Genomic DNA, 21,178 nt, shown 5'->3' on the forward strand with positions numbered 1-21,178 from the left:
CACCCATGTACAAGCACCACCCCCGCACCATCCGTTCACTTCTCGTCGCAGGTTCCGTCGCAGCAATCATCTGCGGCAGCAGCGCCACCGCATTCTCGGTGACAGCCTCAGCCCCGACGGAGAACCCCACCTGGAACCAGCTCAACTTCGTGAAGAAGGACGAGAAGGCCGCGACCACGCAGGCTGCTGTCCTGAAGAACAGCATCAAGCAGGTCGACCACAAACTGGCCGAAGCCCGGAAGGTCGCTGAAGCCGCAACCGTGCAGCTGGTCGACACCCGCCTCGAGGTGACCGGCGACGTCGTCGATGTCCCCTCCGAGGATGAACCGATCGCCGCTGCCGTCGTCGCGGATGACACCGCCGCCCCACTCCCCGTGAAGCCAACAGTCCAGCCCGTAGCAGTTGCGGACAGCGCCGCACCGGCGTCCGACGCGACACCCGACGAGGTCCTCGACGCTGCGAAGCAGGTCCAAGCCCAGGCCGAGGCCGACCTAGCCGCCCAGGAGGTGAAAGCTGCCGAGCTGAAAGCTCAGCTGCAGTTCCTGAAGGACAAGGACGCTGACGACACCGCCAAGTACGAAGCCGCCACCACGAAGGCGGAGAAGAAGGCGAAGGCGGCCGCCGACGAGCGTCTCGCCGACATCGAAGCGAAGAAGAAGGCGGAGGAGGAAGCCCGCAAGGCCGAGGAGGCCCGGAAGGCGGCGGAAGCAGAAGCCGCACGCATCGCCGCTGAGCTCGCTTTCAAGAACCGCTGGGTCGACCCCGCGACTGGCGGCATCTCGGACGGGTTCGGTCCCCGCGCAGTCATCTGCGCCGGCGACGGCTGCTCCTCCGGGTTCCACTCCGGCACCGACGTGTCCACCGGCTGCGACGCCCCGATCCTCGCCGCCCACGCCGGCACTGTGTCCTTCGCCGACTGGGACGGCACCCACGGTGAGTTCCTGATGATCGACCACGGCGCCAACACCTGGACCGGGTACGCCCACATCCGCCCCGGCGGGTTCGCAGTATCTGTCGGCCAGTACGTCGAAGCCGGACAGGTCATCGCCTACACCGGGACTACCGGCGCTTCCACCGGCTGCCACCTCCACTACGAGGTGTTCCAGAACGGTCAGCGCATCGACCCGCAGCCGTTCATGGCCTCCGTCGGCTCCGCCGTCGGCTAACGAACAACGAAGGACTTCACCATGCCGAAGTACACCCCCACGAAGGACGAGCGAGCCGAGCTCGACGAGATCGCCCAGGCATCTGAGGAGGAAGCCCTCATGGAGGTCGATGACGACTACTTCTACTCGCCGCGTGAGTCCGACGACACCATCTCCTACAATTCGTCGGTGGACAAGGATGGCGGCCGGGACTGGGAGCTGTCCCTCGGCGGTGCCGATTGCGAGTACTGCGGGTACAACTACGACCGGCTGGAAGTCACCGAGAAGCTCCCCGGTGCGTTCGACGCTCAGCTCTCGGTCGGCTGCTACTCCGGTGACGGTGTCACTGACGTTCGGCTCTCGGAGCTGGCGGCGTTCGTCGACGACCTCGCAGAACGGTACACCGGGTACGGCTGGGGGCGCGCGTTCAAACAGATGGCTGCGGACATCCGCTCGTCCGAAACCGACGCCCGTGACGGCTCCGGCTACAAGAAGGTGAGCAACGCTGCCGCTGCGATCAACGCCATGCTCAACGGGTACCTCACGAAGGACCAGGCGATCGCTGCTGCAGCCGCCGCCGGCGACCCGCTGATCGGCCGCCCGTCCGAGGACCTGCACGATGATGCAGCGGCCCCTTTCACCGCTCTGGAAGAGGCGTTCCGGGACGGCGGCGAATGGTGGGACGCGCTGTACGACGACATCGTCGAGCAGACCACCGGCCCCCACCCGGTCGCCCCGTGGGTCAGCTAGCCACACACCTACAGTTCATGCCTCAGAACCAGAAGCCGCTTCGCGGCAAGGACAAGAACATCATCCCCGGAAACGGGACCGCTGGTTCGTTCGTCGCCCAGGAGCACGCTCCGATCGACGACGACGCCCGCCCGCAGCCTGCCGCAGAGTGGGTGCCGGCGTACGGCTCGCATGAGGAAGCCGTCCGGGACACCTTTGAGGACGTCCCCGACCGCATGAAGTGGGGCACAGCCGCCGATTACCGGTTCGCGGTCAACGAGTTCGACGCGGCGATGTGGCGAGCAGGTCTCGACAAGACGGACGCGTTCGACTTCCACGCCGAGTACTCATCCGACATGGTCCAGCGCGTTCAGCACTCCGTCGCGCTGTCCAGCGCTCGCACCGCCGCGGAGATCCGCGAACGCGAGGCCCGCGAACGCATCGAACAGGCCGAACGCGATGTCGAGGAGGCCATCCACGACCAGACCGCGTTCCTCATCCTGTTCCGGGAGCCGCGCGCCGCCGCGATCCGATGCGAGATCGTCGACCTGGGCAAAGCGGTCACCGTTGTCCCCTTGGAGATCCTCGACCGTGACGGCAACACCCTCCCGGAGACGGAGAACTGGTCCGACATGCGCCAGGCGATCTCGAACACGTACCGGGACAGCACACTGCCGAAGTCAGCCCGTTGGTCTGGCGACCGCCACGGGTCGGAGCTCACCTTCACCTTCTGACCTTGTCGGCGGCCGTCAGTAACGTCGCCACATGGCTCACAGCTGACATAACTGACGGCTACGGAATCAAGGGAGGTTGAGATGGGCGAGCAGCACGAAACAGGCTGGTTCACATCGCGGGAGGAGCTCGAAGAGCACCGCCTGCTGGCTGAAGAAGAGGGCTAGAGCAAAACGGCGGAGATCCGCACATGTAGCTCGTACACCCGTGCCTGCACGGACCCCCGCACCCTAAGGACACCCATGACGTTCGTCATCTCCACCGAGATCGGCCCCGCACCGTTGCGCGAGGACGGCACCAAGTTCCCGTTCGCGTTCATCACCGACACCGAGACGGTGTACGCCGATTCGCTGACCAGCATCGTCGCCCGGTTCATCCCCGGCTACGAGGACCTGCCGGACAGCTACGACGGTGACGTCCAGTCGTTCATCCTCCGGGTCGAGGAGGCGGCGAAGGTCGCCAACCAGCTTCAGGCGATGATCGTGACCGCCGCGATCGACGCAGGCGAGCTGGATGTCCGCAACGCCGACGAGGACACCCTCACGGCCCTGTACGGCATCCGTGGAGGAGCCTTCGCGCCGTTCACCGGCGAGTGGGAGCACTCGATCCCGCTGGTTCTGACGTCCTCCGACTACGAGCCGTACACGAAGACGCCGGTCCCGACCGGTGAGGTGGTCCTGATCGACCCGACCGACGAGCGTCTGTTCCTCAGCTCGCTGGAGGACGCCGGCCTCGGCGAACTGTTCATGGACGCAACCGCAGCCTGAGCCGGCTACCAACACCCTTTTCTCCGCCACCGCGGAGGTGATCCGGAGCCAACCACAGCCCTGGACGTTCTCCGCCGCACGCGGAGGTTTCGTGAGACGGCGGCGCTTCGGCGCCGCCGTTCCGCACCCCTCGCCCTGACCATCCGGGCGACACACCGGCCGTCAAACAGCCGCACACCTACGTCTCCACAACACGACAACCCACGGCGTCCGGAAGGGCGCTTTTCTCACCTCTGGAAGGACCCACCATGACCGTCACCGTTTACACCAAGCCATCCTGCGTTCAGTGCACCGCCACGTACCGCGCCCTCGACAACAAGGGCGTCGAATACGAAGTCGTCGACGTCTCGATCGACGAGAACGCGCTCGAGACCATCAAGGCTCTCGGCTACCTGCAGGCCCCCGTCGTCATCACCGACGATGACCACTGGTCCGGCTTCAACCCCATCAAGATCGGCGAGCTCGCAGCGAAGATCGCCGCGTAGCTCTCTCCTGTCTGACCTGAACGCCCCGGCTTCGGCTGGGGCGTTCGTCGTTGCCGGCCACACACCTAGGAGTGCATGACCGACAACAACTTCGTCAAGCTCCCCAACGGCAAGCTGAACGGCTCCGAGCCGAAGCACCAGTCAGCCGCGGAGGGCCGTACCATCAGCGCAGCCCCAACCACCAAGTACGCCACGGAGATCCTGCCCGGAGACATCCTGGTCGGCCCGAACGGCACCCGAGCCACCGTCGACAACAGCGACGAGAGCTTCGTCTTCCATGGCTGCCGGGCGATCGAGACCGAGTTCGGGACGTTGTACATCGACGACGACCTCACCTTCGAGGTGGAGCCTGAAGGCGCCCCGGCCCTCACCTACCCGGAGCGTTCCACCTACACGAAGGCCGCAGAGGATTTCGAGGCGGGCGACGTGATCGTCGCACCGTCAGGCAACCTGCTCACCATCGACGACATCGAACGCAGCTCCGTCATGCCGGGATGCCTGGCCGTGGAGAACGAGTTCGGCACGCTGTACCTCGGAGAGGAAGTGGAGTTCGAAGTCCTCGACGAGTCCGCAGCTTGACGGGCCGCACACCTACGACTCCATGGACAAAGCAACCCTCACCCAGCCACGAGTAAGTGCCGGCGCCGCCGGAGGCCACGGAGGCGAGTGGGGCAACAAGCACCAGTCCCAGGCGAACATCTCGTTGCGCCCGAACCCTGACGCCCGCGACGCCCGCCGCCGTGCCTTGATCGATGACGGGTACCAGCCGGCGAGGATCACCGACTATGACGGGTTCAGCTCAGCAGCGGACTGGTGGGTGAGCCACTTGGCGTTGTCCGAAACCCGGAAGAAGGGCGCTTACCCGAAGCTCCCTGAGACCAATTCGGCATCCGGCCGCCGCACAGTAGTCCAGCGCTACGCCGGACCGCAGGTGTCGATCCAGATGCCGTCCGCGGCTGCGATTAAGAAGTTCTCCTACGACAACGGCGGCACCTTCGACGTGCCTGTCACAGGCACGTTCCCCGGCGGGTCCGTGTCCGGCTGGGTGCGAGTCACCCAGAACGCGCTGAACGAATGGTCGGTCCAGGGCCTCGGCTTCCCCGACGACAACCACCAGCTGGTCGCCGAGGCAGTCTCAGCGGTTCTCGAGTCCCGCCGCCCGAAAGCCGCACTTGCCGACGCCGGCAACCTCATCACCCGACGGATGGCACGGTTCTCAGCAGGCGGCGTCCGACTGGAGCAGCCCGCGGCCTCGTCCACGTTCATCGAAGCCCAGGCCTACGACCGGGATCGCAGCATTCTGGCCATCAAGATCCGCGGAAAGCTGTACGGGTACCGCGCCCACGAGGATGACTACCGCAAGTTCGGGAATGCCACATCCGTCGGCAGCGCCTACAACCGGCTCGTCCGGGGCGGCCACCGTGTCGACGTCGTCGAGTGCCGCAGCTGCCACCGGTTCTCCGTCGCCGAAGCCACTCACCGTTGCCCGTCCAAGCACATGCCGGCACCGTCCGCCAGACGTCTCGCGAAGATCAACGGGAACTAATTTCGGGCAATTCTCCCGGAGCGCCAGTTTTCGCCACATGCCCTATTGACAGCTGCCGGATACGGCGGCCAGGACCGGCCGGAACTCCCCTCTCCAACGGGGCGCTGTCGGGCGCGGGGTCTGAGACACCGCCCCTGAGGGTAGATGCTTCGGCCGGTCCGACCCCACAGATTCGACCCACCCCGCATTCACGAATCGAGAAGCACCCATGAAGAAGAAGTTCGACGACCTCGTCGAGGATTCCGTCCAGTACCTCGCTGACCGCGCCGGCACCACCCCCGTCACCGACGAGGACCTGCTCCCGAAGACGCCGAAGAAGAAGGTGTCCCCGAAGGCAAGAGCCTGGATCACCGTCGGCCTGATCGGAGCGGTCGCCCTCGGCACCGCCGTCCCCGCCACCTCTGCGATCGCCGACCAGATCCACCTGTCGACAGCCGCCCAGGTGAACAAGAGCCAGAACGCTGACGTGCACGCCCAGGCGACCGTCGCCGCGGTGAAGCGTGACATCCGCTGGTTCACCGACGTGTACGCCGACATGCCAGAGATCCTGAAGGGTGCTGTCCAGGAGCCCATCGTCACCGGCTTCACCGCCGACCTCGACGAAGCCAAGGCAGCCCTGGACACCAACGACCTCCCCCGCCTGCAGCGCGCCTACGAGCGCATGTACCGAGCCATGGCCCAGATCATCGACCAGGTCCACTACCGTGCTGTGTCCTCGTCGAAGTCGTCACCTGACGTTCCCGCCGACATGGTGGACAAGATGGTCGCCGCGGCCGCCCAGCTGGACGGCGCCGCACCCAACGACGACGTCCTCCACTACAACCTGGAGAACACCGCGCAGCAGCGAAAGGACGTCGTCGAGATCCAGCGTCAGGCGAACGTGAAGAAGGCCGCAGAGAAGAAGGCTGCTGCGGAGAAGAAGGCCGCCGAAGAGAAGGCCGCCGCCGAGAAGGCGATCCAGGACCGCATCGATGCCGCCGTCAGAGACGCTGTGACGAAGGCGGTCGCTGAGGCTCGCGCCCAGTGGGACGCCGACGCTGCGAAGGCCGACGCCGCGAAGGACGAGGCTGAGGACGACACGAAGAAGCCGACCATCCCCGCCCCGAAGCCGACACCTGAACCCACTCCGACGCCGACCAAAACGGCCGACCCCGAGGACGAGGTGGCTGAGTAAATCTCAGCCGAGGACCCGTATAGCCTGCCCCCTAAGATGGGGGCAGGCTATTTCATTTGGGGACACGTGTCGACGGATTTCATCAGGACCTACCGAACAGCGTTGGGTATGTCGAGAAGGGCTCTTGCAGAGCGCGTCGGACGCACCACCAACGCGATCGTGAAGGCCGAGGAGAACGAACGAGCCGGCGCGATCTCGCTGAAGAACTGGATGACCAACCTCGAAGCTCTCGGCGTCACAGTTCACATGCGCGCCGAGATGCCTCCCGCGAAACGTCTCACTGAGGAAGCACGGCTGTCGTTGGAACTGCACCGGCACATCGCCGGAAAGCTGCTCACCGACGACGGCGCCATCCTCGGAGGCGCCGGCCGCGCGCTGACCGCTGCGAAGGCTCATTCCAACGGTTCACAGTCCCGGGAATGGATCAACGAATGGGAGCGCCTCTGCGGGGGTCCTCTGCCAGAATTGGTGGCGATGATGATCTCCGAATCCGAGCTGGCGATCGACATGCGCCAGGTGTCTCCGTTCGCGTTCGCTCTGACGAAGGCTGAACGTTCCGCTCTGCTCCATCGGATCCTGTCCGGTCCACGATGACCATCAGCCCGGAGGAGCTCGCGATGGCGGCCCGTCGGGCTGCCGAGCTCACTGACTCCAGCGAACTGCTCCTGGTTGGGTCGCAAGCCATCGTCGCGATGTACAAGCCCGCACAGATTCCCGGCGAAGCGACGATGTCCGCAGAGCTCGACGTTGTGGCAAGGAGCCGCGAAGACCACTTTCGGATCACCGAGGAGCTCGGCGAGATGAGCGAGTTCCATCAGGAGCACGGGTTCTACGTCCAGGCGGTGAGGAACGACTTGATCTCCCGGGTACAGGGCTGGGAGGAGAGAGCCGCTCGCATCGAGGTTGCCTCCGGGGACCGTGACGTTGCCGTCTGGTGCATGGACGTCAACGATCTGTGCCTGTCGATGCTCGCCGCCGAACGAACCAAAGACGTACTGTATGTCAACGCGATGTTGCAGGACGGCCTCGCCGATCGGGCTGTCATCGAGGAACGCGCCGAACTGATGCTCTCCCCTGACGACATCCCCGCCGTCAAGCGCACATTGCAACGGATCGACGAGTTGCCAGCCGACCGCTAAACGCCGTGCATCGTGCGGACGGACCTCGCCACATGCCTGAAGGGTGTCGGCCTGCTGTGGCCGGCACCGCCCACGCGGCGGTTCCCGATCGGCCAGTAAGCCGAAGATCCCGAACGGCAGACCCGTGCCCGCCAACCCCCAGAAGACGTCCCTGTGGCGCACCGCCCTGATCCGGACAGCTGCCGCTGCAGTCGCATGCGCAATCATCGTCGGCGGCATGTCCGCTGTCGACACGAACCGCGCCTATGCGATCGGCCTGTCCGCCGACCGCTACAAGTCAGCAGTCGATCAGTTCCACAATGACCGGGTCCGTGTGTACGGTTCGGTCGCCGTCGCGAACGCCGCAGCAGCCTCAGCCCAGAAGACCCTCGACTCGTCCGCCGGCAAGGTGCTGACCGAAGCCACCCGGACCGCCCTGGCCGAAACGATCCAGCAGGTGAGAAAGGCGGCCGCGAAAGCGAACCGCCAGGCGAACCATGCCGACGACGGCGTCGACGCCGCTGAGAAGACCGCCGACTTCCAGCAGCCCGACGCTTACGCAGCAGCTGCGGAGCGGTTCGGGAGCATCCACCTGACGGGCGTCGCTGATCTGGCGGACGCTCAGCAGAAGCTAACAGCAGCGTCGACCGCCGTCACCTCAGCTGTGGACGCATGGACGAAGGAGCAGGCGAGGATCGCCGCCGAGAAGGCTGCGGCGGATGCGGCAGCCCGTGCAGCAGCTGAAGCTGCAGCGGCCGCGGCAGCCGCGGATGCTGCAGAGGAGAACGACGGCACCGGCGAGTACGACGGCACCGGCGAGTACGACGGCACCGGCGAGTACGACGCTCCGACGGCCGGCGAGTCCGGTGGCGGCGCCGAGCACGACGAAGGCGTGTGGACGTACGGGTGGCAGGGTGAGATCGACGCCTGCAACGGATCCGTGAACGTCACCGCCAAATACGGGACCACGGCTATTGCGGAGCACTGGTCGTGCGGCGGCTCCAGCTTCCCGACTTGGCCAGGAGCAACTGTGCGCGTCCACGGCGCCGGCGTCGACGGCCTCTACCGCGTCGAGGGTGTCGTCGCTCACCTGTCGGTGTCCCGCAACACCACCGCGGATGTCCCGCACGGCTACGACCTCGTCTACCAGACCTGCCTCGGCGGCTCCAGCGAGAACATGATCATCGTCGGGATGACACGGATCGGATAGCCGCCAGACATCGGTTCGATCACCTCTGATCCGCAGCTACTGTTCAATCTGCGCTGCTGTTCAACAAACTTGAACGCGCACGAAAGTTGAACACCACATCACGCGAAAGCGAGCGCCCGAGCTGCTTCCGGCCTGGTGAACGCAGGACGCATGTCGACGGTGGCACGGCCTCCCTTGTTGAGCTTCGCAACCGGGGCGGTGACCCTTACCGACCTCCGCGGCTTCGCCGCGGCGAGCTTTTCCTCCTCAACAGGCTCATCGGGCGCCTCGGCTGCCTTCAGGAGCTCCTCCATCAAATCCCCCGACGGTGTGGTGGAGACGGGGTGGCTGTCCCAGCAGGCGCGGAGGTTCCGGATCGCACGGTGCTTCAACACGTTGGCTGTGTTCACCGACACACCCATCAGCTCGGCGATGTCGGCATTGGTCGCGCCGGACAGGGTGTGCCACAGGACGGTCTGGTACCGGGGTTGGAGGCCTCGGAAGATCTCGATCGCGAGAAGGTGGCGGGCGTGTTCGACCGCTATGTCCTCTGGGTGTGGGTGGTGGATGAGGTGTGCCGCGTCCGGCGCGTCCGCGTCAGGACGCGAGACGCGTCGTGCTTCTGCTTTCGCTGATTCGACGAACCCCTGAACGAAGTTGTCCGGCAGCCCCCACCCAGCGTTGATGTGGGCGACCGCCAGCTCCAACCGGTCGGAGATGATGTCCTCTGCCGAGATTGTCGCCGGCTGGTTGTGCAGCTCCGCACGAACGATCTCGAGTACGGCTTCGTAGTGGCGGTTGCACAGTTCCCCGAGTGCTTCCATGTCGCCGACGCTTGCCATTTTGATGATGGTCTCTTCAGTCGCATCGCGGTACTTGATGCTTGCCGTGCTCATTCCTGGTGCTCCCCTTTTGTGTTGCGAGATGAGAATATGTTCACTTCGAGGGTCGGAATGGACGGTGTCGCGGGCAGTATGCTGCCCCGCCGGTAACTAGCCAGGTTCCACATAGCCCCCGTTGCCTATGTTCTCGGGGATGTTGGCCCGGCGCGTCGCGCGACCTGCATGCATACGCATGCTGTGTGTACCCCCTCACTGGGTACATTTCGATCCGCGGAGCGAACACCTCTAGTTGATAGTCGGCGCACATTTCTTCCGTTCCGCGCCGGAACGTCGCGCATTTGCCACATGTCTTTGGGGTATGACAGACCCCACCCCTGATCTCTACGCTGAGCTGCTCGCTCGCAAGCTGGGATCCACAGCGCCGCATCCCGGAGAGGGAAGCCACCGCTCCCCCGCCGAACCCGCCCCGGTCATCAATGAGGTCCCCGCCGAGGACGCGCCTGTCACTGTCGAGCCCACCATCGACCCCGAAGCCACCGTCGCCCCCGAGGTCGAGCCGGCACCGGAGGTCACACCCGCCACCGAGGAGCTGGATTCTGCTCCGTCGCCGTTCGCGCTGTCCTTCGACGACCTGCTGACCTCACCGGCCGAGGAGGCTCCCGAGCCCGCCGCAAAGGTGACCGAAGCCATCGCACCCGCGGTCCCCGACTTCGCAATCCAGTTCCCCACCCCGAGCTTCGCGATCCAGCTCCCCGATGCAAACGCCACCGAAGCAGCCGCAGACAATGTCGAGCCGATTGCGGAACCGGTCGACTCGGCCCAGACAACGGCCCCGGCCTGGTCGGTCATCGCGAATGCCCCCGAGGCAGACGTCGATGTCGACGCCACTCCGGAGCTGGAGCCCGAGGTAGTCATCGACGTCCCCGTCGAGACTGAGGCGCCCGCCGAGCAGGCCGCACCCCTCATCGCCTTCAGCACCGCAGCAGCAACTGAGGCAGAAGCCTCACCCGAGGCCGAAGCTCCCGCGACCCCTGCACCGGCCTGGTCGCTGGATGCCACCACCCCGGCACCCGCTTTCACCTTCGACGCACTCGTCTCCGCCGCAGAGCCCGTGGCAGAGCCCGCCGCTGAGCCGACCATCGATGCTGCGCCTGAGACCGCCACCGTCGACCCTGACCCGAACGGCATCGCCGCAGCAGCCGCCGCAGCTGCAGCCGCCGCAACCGCTGCTGCCGCGGCTGCCGCCGCGGCCAACCCGGTCCCGATCTTCCTGGTGGACCGCGCCCCGAAGCGCGCCCCGGTCGTCGAACCGGAGATCGCACCTGCAGTCCAGCTTGTGCAGCCGGTGAAGCAGTCGTCCAGGAAGCCGCTCGCTGAGCTGGTCGACAACCACCCGATGGAGAACTGGGTCGACGGTGTCCTCCGCGACCTCGTCGAAGCAGGCGCATCCGACGTTCACCTGGACCTGTCTGGCGTGAACCGGGAGCTCACCCTGCTCGCTCGACGCGACGGCGACCTGGAGCATGTCCGGACTGTCACCGGCCGTGACGCCACGATGATCCTCAACAAGCTGAAGACGGCCGCTGACCTTCCGACGTCCTCGTCGATCGTCCCGTCGGATGGGAAGTACCCCCTCCCGATCGACGGGTACCCGTACCGTGTCCGCGCTGTCACCTTGCCGCTGTTCGACGGCGGCGAGAAGATCGTCCTCCGCCTACCGTCCATCGGCCGCCTGAAGACGTACGACGAGCTCGGCTTCAGCCCGACGAACCTCACCGCCACCAGGAAGCTCCTCGCCAAGCCCGGCGGGCTCACCCTCATCGCCGGTCCCATGGGTGAAGGCAAGACCACCACCGCCCACGCCACCATCTTCGACGTCGGAGTGGAGGGCCGCTCCACGATCGCTGTGGAGGACCCGGTGGAGCGGATCCTCCCGAACGTCCACCAGCTGGAAGTGAACGAAGGAGTCGGCGCCGGCTTCGGACACATCATGAAGTTCCTCGTCCGCGCGGACTTCGACACCCTGTTCGTCGGCGAGATCCGCGACGCCGCCACAGCTGAAGCCGCCATCCGTATGGCGAAGGCAGGCCGCCGCGTCATCTCCACCATCCACGCGACCGACAACGTCACCGCTGTTCTCCGTCTGATCGAACTGTCGGAGGACACCCCGCTGTCGGTCCTCGACTCCGTGCACGGAATCATCTCCCAGCGCCTCGTCCGGAAGCTCGACGGCAACGGCGGGTACGTCGGCAGGCACCCCATCCACGAGGTGCTGGAGGTGACCGACGATTTCACCGACGAGGTCATCGCCAACAAGTCCCTCGGCGACATCCGCGCCGCAGCGCATGAGACGTCGACCACGTTCGCCCAGACCCTCCGTGAGCTGATCGCCAGCGGAATCACCGACCAAGCCGAATCCAGAAGGGTCATCGGACGTGACGCATAGCCCCGTAGCTGAACAGCTCAACAGCCTCCTGGAGTACTTCGGCAGCGAGAAGTGCTCCGACATTCACCTGTCCGCACGCCGCGGTGTGTGGTTCGTGAAGGACAAAGCCACCCTCGCCCACCCGGACTACCCGGTCATGCCTCAGGAGTTCATCAACCAGATCATCGAGGAGTTCGTCCCCGGAGGCATCGCGAAGTTCGAGGAGCACCAGCAAGGTGACGCCTCGTTCGACATCGGCGGCAACTTCCGCGGCCGTATCGCCGCCCGTAAGACGCTGGCCGGCGCCACGATCACGATCCGCATCATCACCCGCGACATCCCCACCGTCGAGCAGCTGAACCTGCCGGAATCCCTCATCGACGCAGCGAACCGCCCCGCCGGGCTGTTCCTGTTCACCGGGCAGACCGGTTCCGGGAAGTCGACATCGATCGCAGCGCTGCTGAACAAGATCAACCTGGAGCAGCCGTCCGCCATCTACACGCTGGAAGCGCCGATCGAGTTCGTCTACCCCGACGGCAAGAGCCTGGTGAACCAGCGTGAGATCGGCGCCCACGTCGACTCGTTCGCCGTCGGCGTGGAGAACGCGAAGCGATCCCACCCGAAGATCATCCTCGTCGGTGAGATCCTCAGCCCGGAAACCGCCAGGTCCGCGATCGTCGCCGCCGCGTCCGGCCACATGGTGGTCTCCACCATGCACGCCGGCTCCACCGCCGAGACGATCGACGGGCTCATCTCCATGTTCCCGCCGTCGGAGCAGGCGCTGATCCGCACCCAGCTGTCCCAGGTGCTGATCGGCATCGTCGTTCAGCAGCTCCTCCCGAAGGTCGGAGGCGGCATGGCGATGGCGCAGGAGATCGCATTCAACACCCGCGCGTTCTCCGAGATCATCCTCGGCTCCGACATGAAGCTCGCCCAGGCCCACCTGCTCGGCACCGGCCGGCAGGACCGGATGGTCGCGATGGAGGCCTCCCTGGCGGAGCTGGTGAAGGCCGAATCGATCACACCTGAACTCGCAATGAAGATGGCCCGCGACCAGCGGACCATGAACGACCTCCTTACCCAAGCCGGCTTCACCCCCGCGAAAGGCTGACCCATGACCGACACATTCCAGTTCAACCTCGGAGCTCCGCTCCCCACCGCTGACGGTGCCGTCCCGGCTCAGCCGTCCGCTGCTGTGGTCGAGGAAACGTACGCAGAGACTCAGGAGCGTCTCCGTGACGCCGCCACCGGGAAGAAGACCAAGGCCCCTAAGGAGCCCAAGGCGGCGAAGGAACCCAAGGCTGCGAAAGCCCCGAAGAAGACGAAGACGGTGCAGTCGGCGACCAGCGGCGAGAAGAAGCCGATGTTCACTGTCGTGGCGAAGAAGGCCCGACCGGAAGACGTCGGCGAGACCCTCGAGGACCTCGCCTCCATGCTGGAGGCCGGCGAGTCCGAGGAGCGGGCCCTGACAGAGCTGGCTCGCCAGTACGAGAAGCTGAACGTCGGCGCCGCCTACAAGCGCGCGATCGACCGGATGCGGATCCACGGCGACAACATCATCGAAGCGCTCTGCGCCGAAGAGGACGTGTTCCCCCGCGTCGCCCGCGAGCTCCTCGCAGCGTCAGTCACCCCGAAGGACCTCCACGCCAACCTCCGCCACGCCGCGATGCTGGTCACTGAAGCATCCGACGTGAAGGCCGCCATCAAGGCTGCCCTGTTCAAGCCGTTGCTCACCATGGGCATCGTCCTGGTGTTCGTGATCGTCGCCGCCGAGTGGCTGCTGCCGCAGGTGGCTGTCATGTTCACGTCCATCGGCGCTGAGGTCCCGCCGGTGACGACGACGATGATCGCCGTCGGAGCTTCGTTCAAGTGGATCATCGGCGGCGTGGTCGTTCTCCTCATCGGCTTCGCGATCTTCTGGCTGTTCGCCGGCCACAAGAACCCGAAGCTCCGGGAGATGAAGGACAGCATCGCCATCAAGATGCCGCTCCTCGGACCGATCACCCAGATGGCGGCCGCCGCCCGGTTCGCAGAAGTGCTCGCCGCCTGCCTCGCATCCGGCATGAACGAGCTCGACGCACTCGAAGTCGCCGGCCGTGCCGCAGGCAACGACGCCGTCGAAGCCTGGGTGATGTCACACATCGAGAAGCAGCGCGTCGGTGACGCGGTGTTCGCCGACGTCGCAGCCACCCCGCTGTTCCCATGGAACCTGAAGAACCGCATCGACATCGCCCCCGGCCCCCGCCACCTGATCGACACTCTCCGCGACCTCGGGAAGATCTTCCACAAGAAGTCGAAGCGCCGCCTCGAGCAGTTCTCCGACCGGGTTGGTCCGCTCACCGAGATCGTCGTCCTGGTCGCGGCAGCCGCCGTCATCCTGATGGTTGCGATCCCAGTCACGACGTTTGCGCCGCAGATGATCAACATGGGTAAGCACTGATGGTCGGTGGGGAAGCCCCCATCGCCGCCTTCCTCATCGTCCTCACCGGGCTCGCCTACCTGGCATTCGTCGACGCGAAACGCCTCGAAGTGGACGGATGGTCGACTGCTGCGCTGGCCGCCGCCACCCTGATCGCGTTCCGGGTCGATGGCCTGACGGGCTGGCAGTGGATCTGGGCAGCCGCGGCCGGAGCCCTCGTGTTCGTCTTCTACCTGGAGCTCGGTGTGGAAGGCAGGGTCGGTGGCGGTGACGTGAAGCTTGCGGCGATCCCCGCCGCTGTCATCGGCACTGTCAGCCCGATGCTCGCAGTCTGGGCGGTACTGGTGGCTTTCGGAGTGCAGTCATTCCTTCGGCTGCTGGCCCGCATCTTCGTCGGACCGTCTGTGACGGAGCTCCCCCACGTACCAGCGATGTTTGCCGGGTTCGCCGCGGCCATCGTGTTCGGCCAGGCGATGCTCCTCATCTGAAGGCATGAGCGAAAGAACGCCCCGCACCGATCGACTGGTGCGGGGCGTTTCCGGTTGGCTCGGGGTCAGCGCACCGTGCGTGCAACCGACATCGTCGACGTCGACCCCTTCGCTGCGTACCCGTATTTGCTGGCTGTCACTCGGACGGTGATTCGCTTCGCGTAGTCGGAGGTGACTTGCTTGTAGGTGGACTTGGTCGCACCGGAGATGGCAGCACCTTCGCGGTACCACTGGTAGGTGTACTTGACGCTGGTTGTCGGTGTCCACTTGCCGGGCCGGCCGGTGAGGGTGGAGCCGACCTTGCGGGTTCCGGAGACTGTGGATGCGGATGTTCCGGCGAACGACTTCAGCGTGCCGACGGCTGCCGTAGCGGTGCTGGTCCGGGCCTTCGATGTGTACCCGGACTTGCCAGTGGTGATCCGGACCTGGATCTTCTTGCCCTTGTCGGCGGTGGTCAGCTTGTACGTCTGAGTGGTCGCCTTCGAGATCGCCGCACCGTTCCGGTACCACTGGTACGCGTACGCGGTTGCCGCCGGCGCCCAGGTGGAGCTGGGGTTCGCCTTCAGCGTGCGGGTCACGAACGGCTCACCGGAGATCGTCGGCAATGCCGAACCGGTGAACGTGCCGGCAGAGATCCTCACCATGGTGGACGACTTAGCGGTCGCCTTGTAGCCGGGTGCGGATGCCTTGACTTCGACGTAAACGGAGTGACCGTTGTCGGCTGACGTCAGAACGTACGTGTTGCTGGTCGCCTTGGAGATCGCGGCAAAGTCGCGGTACCACTGGTAGGTGATGACGGTGGGCTTCGGAGACGGGTTCCCGACAGTTGTGATGGAAAGCTTGGAGCCGACCTGCTTAGTGCCGGTGACCATCGGGGGCGCCGTCCAGGAGAGGCTTCGGTTCTCAATCACTTCGTAGTTGTCACTAGTGAAGCTGGTCGGGGTGTGACCTGCCGCGAAGGCGATTCCGACAACGGAGAGGTCGACGTACAGGTCGGTGCTCTTCACCTTGTAGGTAGACGCTGTCGCGCCAGCGATCGGGACACCGCCGAGGTACCACTGCCAGGCGATGCGGGTCGGCTTCGGGCTCCAGTCCGCGCCCGCCTGTGCGGTGACGGTCACCCCCGGGGTGACCGTTCCAACGATTGTGGGGAGCGCTGAACCTGAGACAGCGGGGAGGCTCTGACCGAAGGTGACGTCTACTGTGGCGGCCGGTCCGGTGAGCTCGTTGACAGTCAGGGAGAATCCGCCTGTGCGGGAGGTGAAAGTGCGTCCAGTGACCCAGACGAGGCGGGCGACAGTGGCACTGGTTCGGTCGGGAAGGACGACGGAGCCGCCATATGCGAGGCTGCCCTTCAGGATCCTGACACCAGACCCCATCCGGTCGAGGTTGTTGCCGTCGGTGATCTCGTCGGTGAAGAGGCTGTAGATGGATCCAGTGTCGCGACCTTGGGCGTTGCGGTACTCGACGTAGTAGTCCTCGCCGGAGATGGGGTCGACGATGTGGAGGCCGCGGATGCCTGACAGGTCAGATGCCGCCCCGATCGTGTACGTGTTCGTCGAGGGCTCATCTGTATTGCCGTAGAGCGTCGGTGCGTCGTCGGGGCTGATGACGCCGAGACGGTCTTTGCTGTTTAGGTTCAATGCCGGAGTCTGAGCGTTGGGGTGGCAGCTTTCGAAGTCGCAGTACAGGTATCCCATGCCCATGACGTCGTAGATGTCGGCGTATTCGTCTTCGGTGCATCCGTTGTCGTAACCGTCACCGTCGTACGCTCCGTCGAAGTTGGGGTAGTCGCAGTCTTCGACGTTGCTGTGTTGCAGGGAGAAGTTGTGCCCGAGTTCGTGTTCGAGGGTCTGCTCGTCGTTGGGGTTTCCGAGCGCAGCCCACAGGGTGCCGCCGGCGAAGCCGCTGCCGAGGGTGCCGTATCCGGCGGCGTTGCCGCAGGACTTGGGTGAGACGACGAGTAGGTGGTTCGGGTTGGATCCGTAGTAGTCATAGACGCTGTGCCCGAAGTGTTCGGCGACTTCGGACCAGAGCCGGTTGGTGTCGCCGCAGCCGTCGGTGGCGGTTGCGAAACGGTCGATTCTCTGGATGGTGATGGCTGGGACTGCGCCTGCGGACTGCTCGGACCAGAAATCTGATGCGATGCCTACGAGGTTGGTGAGGTACTCATCGGTGACGTTGGCTGTTTTCCCGTTCGCGGTGATGACGGCTACGTCGAGCGTGTGCTGACCTTCGACCGGTTCCGTCTGTGCGGCGGTGATGGTGCCGGTGGCGACTACGAGGGGTTCACCGGCTGCTTGTGCGGCGGCGGTGATCTTCTGTCCGGCGTCCGATGAGGCTGTGATGCTCCCGGTCGCGGTGACGTTGGCGGCGTCGAGCACGGCGTCTGTCGGCGTGGCGGTGATGTTCACGTCGGCGCCGGATGTGCTGTCGGCGGGGATTGTGTCGCCTTCGATGGGAATGAAGGTTCCGTCGGGGGTGACGACCTGATAGTCGGTCTCGCTTGCATCCGGCGGGGTGGTTCCGGTGATCTCAGGCTGGGTGACGACGAGCCGACCGGTGATCTGCAGGGCGGTATCGGCTTCCTCCGCCGAGGCTGGGGCGACCGCGGTAAAGGTGAGAGCTGCGATGGCGATGGCCGCCACGCTCCCACACAGGCTGCGCGCGACGTTGGACTGAGACCGCTTCGTTGTACCCACATCGCGTCGGCATGTGGCGAAATCTGAGTTCTTTGTGGCGTTCTGCATGGTCCTCTTCCGGGTCTTTCCTTCGCCACTTACATGTGCGGCACCACGACGTTATGTGCCTACTCCGACATCGGCTGCACCGGACACCCCTAGGTCACAGATGATGCCCCGAACTGGTGACGGGTACGACTGTCCGCCGATTTGCGGCACCTGAGGCTCGGACGCCCGCTTTTGCCACATGTCTGTTCTTGTGACCCCGCCAGGTACGCCCGGCGATCAACCCAACCAACAGGAGAAAGCAAAATGACAGATTCCCTCAAGGTGATCGACCGACCCGGCACCGGGCGTTTCCTCACCAACATCGCAGCCCGAAAGACCGTCCTCAGCAAGAAGGACGGCATCGAGGTCTCGATCCCCAACATCATCGTCGCCGTCACGATCTCGCTCGCGATCATCGCGTCCGTCATCCTCGGCGTCATCGTCCTCGTGCCCTGGGCACAGCAGGGCGCAGCAACCAGCGACCTGTCCACGGTCCAGACCGCCGAGCAGCTGTACGCATCGAAGGCCGGAGCGGGCGCATACGGCGATGGTGCCACGCTGGTCAGCGCGAAGTCGATCCTCGATTCGAAGAAGCCGATCGTGATCCGCCAGGGCACCGACACCACCACCGTCGTGGGGGTCTCGACGCCCGTTTGGTGTGCAGGCATCAAGTCCGCAGACGGCAAGTACTTCTGGGCAACCAGCGCCTCATCTGACGTCACCGACGGAAAGACAGCGGTCGCTCCGACCATCGTCGGCGTGACCTGCCCGGCGAAGACCGCCCTCGACAAGAAGGCTGACCCCGCCACACCTGCTGCACAGCAGATGGTGTCCTACGCCACGATCGACTAGCGATCCGCTCCATCGCCGGGGCCACTGAGAGATCAGTGGCCCCGGCGATCTTCTTCACGAAGGACGAACCCATGCTGAGCAAACTCCGCACACGCCTCAGTCTTGCGACCGACCGACGTCTCACCGCGATCGCCGACACCCGGGGGTCGTCCATCACCGACGCCGTGGGCGCCACCATCATCGCTGTCATCGTCATGGGTGTGGTCGCGACCATGGCAGTCAGTTCCATGACGGCCATCACCCAGTTCACCAGTGACTCGGAGCGCATTCAGGACCTCACCGCCTTGACCAGCAACCCGGGATCCGTCCCGGCGTGGGAGACGGCCATCACGACGGAGATCACCGAGCCTCGGACGTTGCCGTCCGGCACCAAACTTGACGCCCGCCTCTGGGCGGATAAGTTCGCCGGAGGCATCCGGTACACAGCCGCCCTTCCGAAATCTGGCTACACGGGCACAGCCTGCACGACCCGCACCGCCGTCCCGGCGACGTGCCTCTACTCTTCGAACTTCGTGGCGACCGACACGAGCCGGCTCCCACTTCGCAGCGCCCTGTCGTCGCACGTGGACTGGAGCGACCCGGTTCCCGCCCGCACCACCATCGCCACCTCCGCGACACCGTCCGGAACCGCGGGAGCTGGCACGCCCCTTTCCCTGTGGCGGTACTACATCGACGCCAGCGCAGTCGGGTCAGCTGGGCAGATCCAGATCGTCCAGAACCGGATCGTGATCGCCACCATCCCAGTTACTACAACCCCGACCAGCTACTTCGGCACCCTCGTCCTCCGTCCCGGTTATCCCGCGACCATCGTCAGCTACGACCGAGACATGGACATCAACGACGTCCTCATCTACAAGGCAGGCACCCTGTGATCACCAGATTCAACGTCCTCAGATCAAGACGCGGCTTCGCTGAGGCTTTCGGCCTCGCTGCAATCATGCTCATCCTCATGGTCGGTGTCGGAGCAGCAGTCGTCGCCTTCGCATTCCAGTCCCGCACTGCAGCCGACACCATGATGCTTACCAGCGCTGTGGTCTCTCGTGCGAACGTCTATGCAGGCGAGTTGACCGAAACCGCGGCCGGAGGATTGGCTGCCGGCCCGAAAGCCCCCGAGCCGTACTCCGGCGTCACAACCACGATCGACTCTGTCGCCGACGTTGACTCTGCTACCAAAAGGTTGACGATCACCGCCAGGTTCACCAACGGCACAGACGTCAAACGCGTAATCGACATCCACAGGAACGATGTCACTCACATCGCCAGCGTCGACCCGGACACCGGCAAGTACACCTGGACGAAAGCCACGAACACGGCCGACACAACGGTGTTCTCGGTCTGGAGTGCCGCCACCGATTCAGTCCGGAAGCTCACCGCCGCAGAAAGCGTCGGCCTGTCGAACGCGCGGACAAAGTGGCTTGTCCTCCAGCCTCGCGGCGGGATCGACTCCGACGGGCACCTATGGATGTGGGGCTCCAACACTTACGGCCAACTTGGTGACAATTCGACAGTGAACAGCGCGACGCCGAAGCAGATCGGAACGAGGACATACTCGGACCTGATCACGCTCGCGAAAACCACATTCGCCATCGACACCTCCGGCAACCTGTGGGCTTGGGGGTTCGACGGAACCACCAACCTGATCTACAACGCAGACGTCAGCACCAACGAACTCGAGCCCGTCAAGATCATCTCTTCCGTGTGGATCGACATCGCATCCGACGGGGACCGTGTCTTCGCCGTGAACAGCTCCCACAACGTGTACGGCTGGGGCAGCACGGCCAATGGCGGGCTCGGCGGCGCCACAGGAGCGTCGGCCACCACACCTGGCAAGCTCCCGATCTCCGGGATCATGCAGGTGGCGGCCTCCGGAAACGCAGGCTGGGCATTGGCCGACGACGGCGACCTGTTCGGCTGGGGCACCGGCATCATCGGCGATGGAACGGACGCAGTCAACGCACCTCCCACTCAGATCAAGGCCGGCACCAAGTTCACGATGGTGACCGCATCGAACGAATCCGGTGCGTCAGACGGAGCCGCGGCGATCGACCGGGCGGGCAAGGTCTGGTCTTGGGGAACCAACACCGACGGACGCCTCGGCGACGGGACCACCACAACACGCAAGAGCCCGGTCGCAACGTCATCCGGAACGTTCATCTCGGTATTCATGGTGCGCGACACCACCTACGGCATCGCTCCAACCGGAGCACTGTACGCCTGGGGATCCGACGAGTACCGGTATGGAGGAGCATTCGATTCCGGCTCGAAGGTTCCGGTGAACATCATGGTTGGCCAGAAGTTCTCCTACATCGCTCCCGCCTCCGTCAATGGCTCTACCGCGAACGCCGTAGCCGCCATCGACGACCAAGGCGACGCTTGGAAGCTGAACCCCGGAGGCACCGGTCTGTGGAGTGTTTCGCCCACGCCGGTCGGCACAACGAAGGCGTTCAGGATGCCCGTCCCGTCAGGATTCGTCACCTCGGACTGGTAGCCGTTACCGCCGTGTTGCGCCTCTGGGAGAAGCGCCCGCAGCGGCTGGCC

At 65.0% G+C, this 21,178-nt stretch carries 20 protein-coding genes; 18 read left to right on the plus strand and 2 right to left on the minus strand.

Annotated features, from left to right (window positions below):
* Nucleotides 1-5 precede the first annotated feature (5 nt).
* From ASF30_RS11850 to ASF30_RS11900, 11 genes are all read left to right on the plus strand, one after another.
* Nucleotides 6-1,166 carry a M23 family metallopeptidase gene (locus ASF30_RS11850; RefSeq protein ID WP_055906594.1) on the plus strand — a complete coding sequence of 387 codons (1,161 nt, stop codon included), beginning with the start codon at nt 6-8 and terminating at the stop codon, nt 1,164-1,166.
* Between the two features lie 21 nt (nt 1,167-1,187).
* The gene (locus ASF30_RS11855; RefSeq protein WP_055906595.1) at nt 1,188-1,895 is read left to right on the plus strand and encodes a hypothetical protein; all 708 of its coding nucleotides are present in this window, start codon (nt 1,188-1,190) and stop codon (nt 1,893-1,895) included.
* 17 nt (nt 1,896-1,912) lie between these two features.
* Nucleotides 1,913-2,608, plus strand: a complete 696-nt coding sequence (locus ASF30_RS11860) for a hypothetical protein (protein WP_055906598.1) — start codon at nt 1,913-1,915, stop codon at nt 2,606-2,608.
* Between the two features lie 240 nt (nt 2,609-2,848).
* Complete coding sequence (locus tag ASF30_RS11865) at nt 2,849-3,373, plus strand: hypothetical protein (RefSeq protein WP_055906601.1); 525 nt, start codon at nt 2,849-2,851, stop codon at nt 3,371-3,373.
* A gap of 248 nt (nt 3,374-3,621) precedes the next feature.
* Complete coding sequence (nrdH, locus tag ASF30_RS11870) at nt 3,622-3,858, plus strand: glutaredoxin-like protein NrdH (RefSeq protein WP_055906604.1); 237 nt, start codon at nt 3,622-3,624, stop codon at nt 3,856-3,858.
* Nucleotides 3,859-3,933: 75 nt separating this feature from the next.
* The gene (locus ASF30_RS11875) at nt 3,934-4,437 is read left to right on the plus strand and encodes a hypothetical protein (protein WP_055906607.1); all 504 of its coding nucleotides are present in this window, start codon (nt 3,934-3,936) and stop codon (nt 4,435-4,437) included.
* A gap of 22 nt (nt 4,438-4,459) precedes the next feature.
* Nucleotides 4,460-5,404 (plus strand): hypothetical protein, encoded by a 945-nt coding sequence (locus ASF30_RS11880; protein WP_055906610.1) that lies wholly within the window; start codon nt 4,460-4,462, stop codon nt 5,402-5,404.
* Between the two features lie 208 nt (nt 5,405-5,612).
* Nucleotides 5,613-6,578 carry a hypothetical protein gene (locus ASF30_RS11885; protein ID WP_055906612.1) on the plus strand — a complete coding sequence of 322 codons (966 nt, stop codon included), beginning with the start codon at nt 5,613-5,615 and terminating at the stop codon, nt 6,576-6,578.
* A gap of 108 nt (nt 6,579-6,686) precedes the next feature.
* Nucleotides 6,687-7,172 (plus strand): hypothetical protein, encoded by a 486-nt coding sequence (locus ASF30_RS11890; protein ID WP_055906617.1) that lies wholly within the window; start codon nt 6,687-6,689, stop codon nt 7,170-7,172.
* Nucleotides 7,169-7,717 carry a DUF6036 family nucleotidyltransferase gene (locus ASF30_RS11895; protein ID WP_055906620.1) on the plus strand — a complete coding sequence of 183 codons (549 nt, stop codon included), beginning with the start codon at nt 7,169-7,171 and terminating at the stop codon, nt 7,715-7,717. Before ASF30_RS11890 ends, ASF30_RS11895 begins: the two co-directional genes overlap by 4 nt.
* 217 nt (nt 7,718-7,934) lie before the next feature.
* Complete coding sequence (locus ASF30_RS11900) at nt 7,935-8,906, plus strand: hypothetical protein (RefSeq protein ID WP_157497295.1); 972 nt, start codon at nt 7,935-7,937, stop codon at nt 8,904-8,906.
* Nucleotides 8,907-9,004: 98 nt separating this feature from the next.
* Here the strand turns inward: ASF30_RS11900 and ASF30_RS11905 are convergent, their stop codons facing one another.
* Entirely contained in the window at nt 9,005-9,781 is a 777-nt protein-coding gene (locus ASF30_RS11905; RefSeq protein WP_055906626.1) for an RNA polymerase sigma factor, read from the minus strand.
* 304 nt (nt 9,782-10,085) lie between these two features.
* Between ASF30_RS11905 and ASF30_RS11910 the strand changes: the two genes are divergently transcribed.
* From ASF30_RS11910 to ASF30_RS11925, 4 genes are read left to right on the plus strand one after another with little or no spacing between them, the layout of a single operon-like run.
* Nucleotides 10,086-12,173, plus strand: coding sequence for a GspE/PulE family protein (locus ASF30_RS11910; RefSeq protein ID WP_055906628.1), 2,088 nt, complete (start codon nt 10,086-10,088; stop codon nt 12,171-12,173).
* Nucleotides 12,163-13,263 carry a type IV pilus twitching motility protein PilT gene (locus tag ASF30_RS11915; protein ID WP_055906631.1) on the plus strand — a complete coding sequence of 367 codons (1,101 nt, stop codon included), beginning with the start codon at nt 12,163-12,165 and terminating at the stop codon, nt 13,261-13,263. Before ASF30_RS11910 ends, ASF30_RS11915 begins: the two co-directional genes overlap by 11 nt.
* A gap of 3 nt (nt 13,264-13,266) precedes the next feature.
* Complete coding sequence (locus tag ASF30_RS11920) at nt 13,267-14,592, plus strand: type II secretion system F family protein (protein ID WP_055906634.1); 1,326 nt, start codon at nt 13,267-13,269, stop codon at nt 14,590-14,592.
* Nucleotides 14,592-15,059 carry a prepilin peptidase gene (locus tag ASF30_RS11925; protein WP_055906637.1) on the plus strand — a complete coding sequence of 156 codons (468 nt, stop codon included), beginning with the start codon at nt 14,592-14,594 and terminating at the stop codon, nt 15,057-15,059. The genes ASF30_RS11920 and ASF30_RS11925 overlap by 1 nt, the downstream gene beginning before the upstream one ends.
* Nucleotides 15,060-15,124: 65 nt before the next feature.
* Here ASF30_RS11925 and ASF30_RS11930 read toward each other — a convergent pair whose 3' ends face one another.
* The gene (locus tag ASF30_RS11930) at nt 15,125-17,707 is read right to left on the minus strand and encodes a hypothetical protein (RefSeq protein ID WP_055906640.1); all 2,583 of its coding nucleotides are present in this window, start codon (nt 17,705-17,707) and stop codon (nt 15,125-15,127) included.
* A gap of 345 nt (nt 17,708-18,052) precedes the next feature.
* Here ASF30_RS11930 and ASF30_RS11935 point away from each other — a divergent pair, with 345 nt between their 5' ends.
* The 3 genes from ASF30_RS11935 to ASF30_RS11945 all read left to right on the plus strand — a co-directional run bounded on the left by ASF30_RS11935 (nt 18,053) and on the right by ASF30_RS11945 (nt 21,128).
* Nucleotides 18,053-18,640, plus strand: a complete 588-nt coding sequence (locus ASF30_RS11935; protein ID WP_055906643.1) for a hypothetical protein — start codon at nt 18,053-18,055, stop codon at nt 18,638-18,640.
* 71 nt (nt 18,641-18,711) lie between these two features.
* The gene (locus ASF30_RS11940) at nt 18,712-19,512 is read left to right on the plus strand and encodes a hypothetical protein (RefSeq protein ID WP_157497297.1); all 801 of its coding nucleotides are present in this window, start codon (nt 18,712-18,714) and stop codon (nt 19,510-19,512) included.
* Entirely contained in the window at nt 19,509-21,128 is a 1,620-nt protein-coding gene (locus ASF30_RS11945; protein WP_055906649.1) for an RCC1 domain-containing protein, read from the plus strand. The genes ASF30_RS11940 and ASF30_RS11945 overlap by 4 nt, the downstream gene beginning before the upstream one ends.
* The last annotated feature ends 50 nt before the right edge of the window (nt 21,129-21,178 follow it).

Source organism: Leifsonia sp. Leaf264 (assembly GCF_001422325.1).
Classification (GTDB): domain Bacteria; phylum Actinomycetota; class Actinomycetes; order Actinomycetales; family Microbacteriaceae; genus Orlajensenia.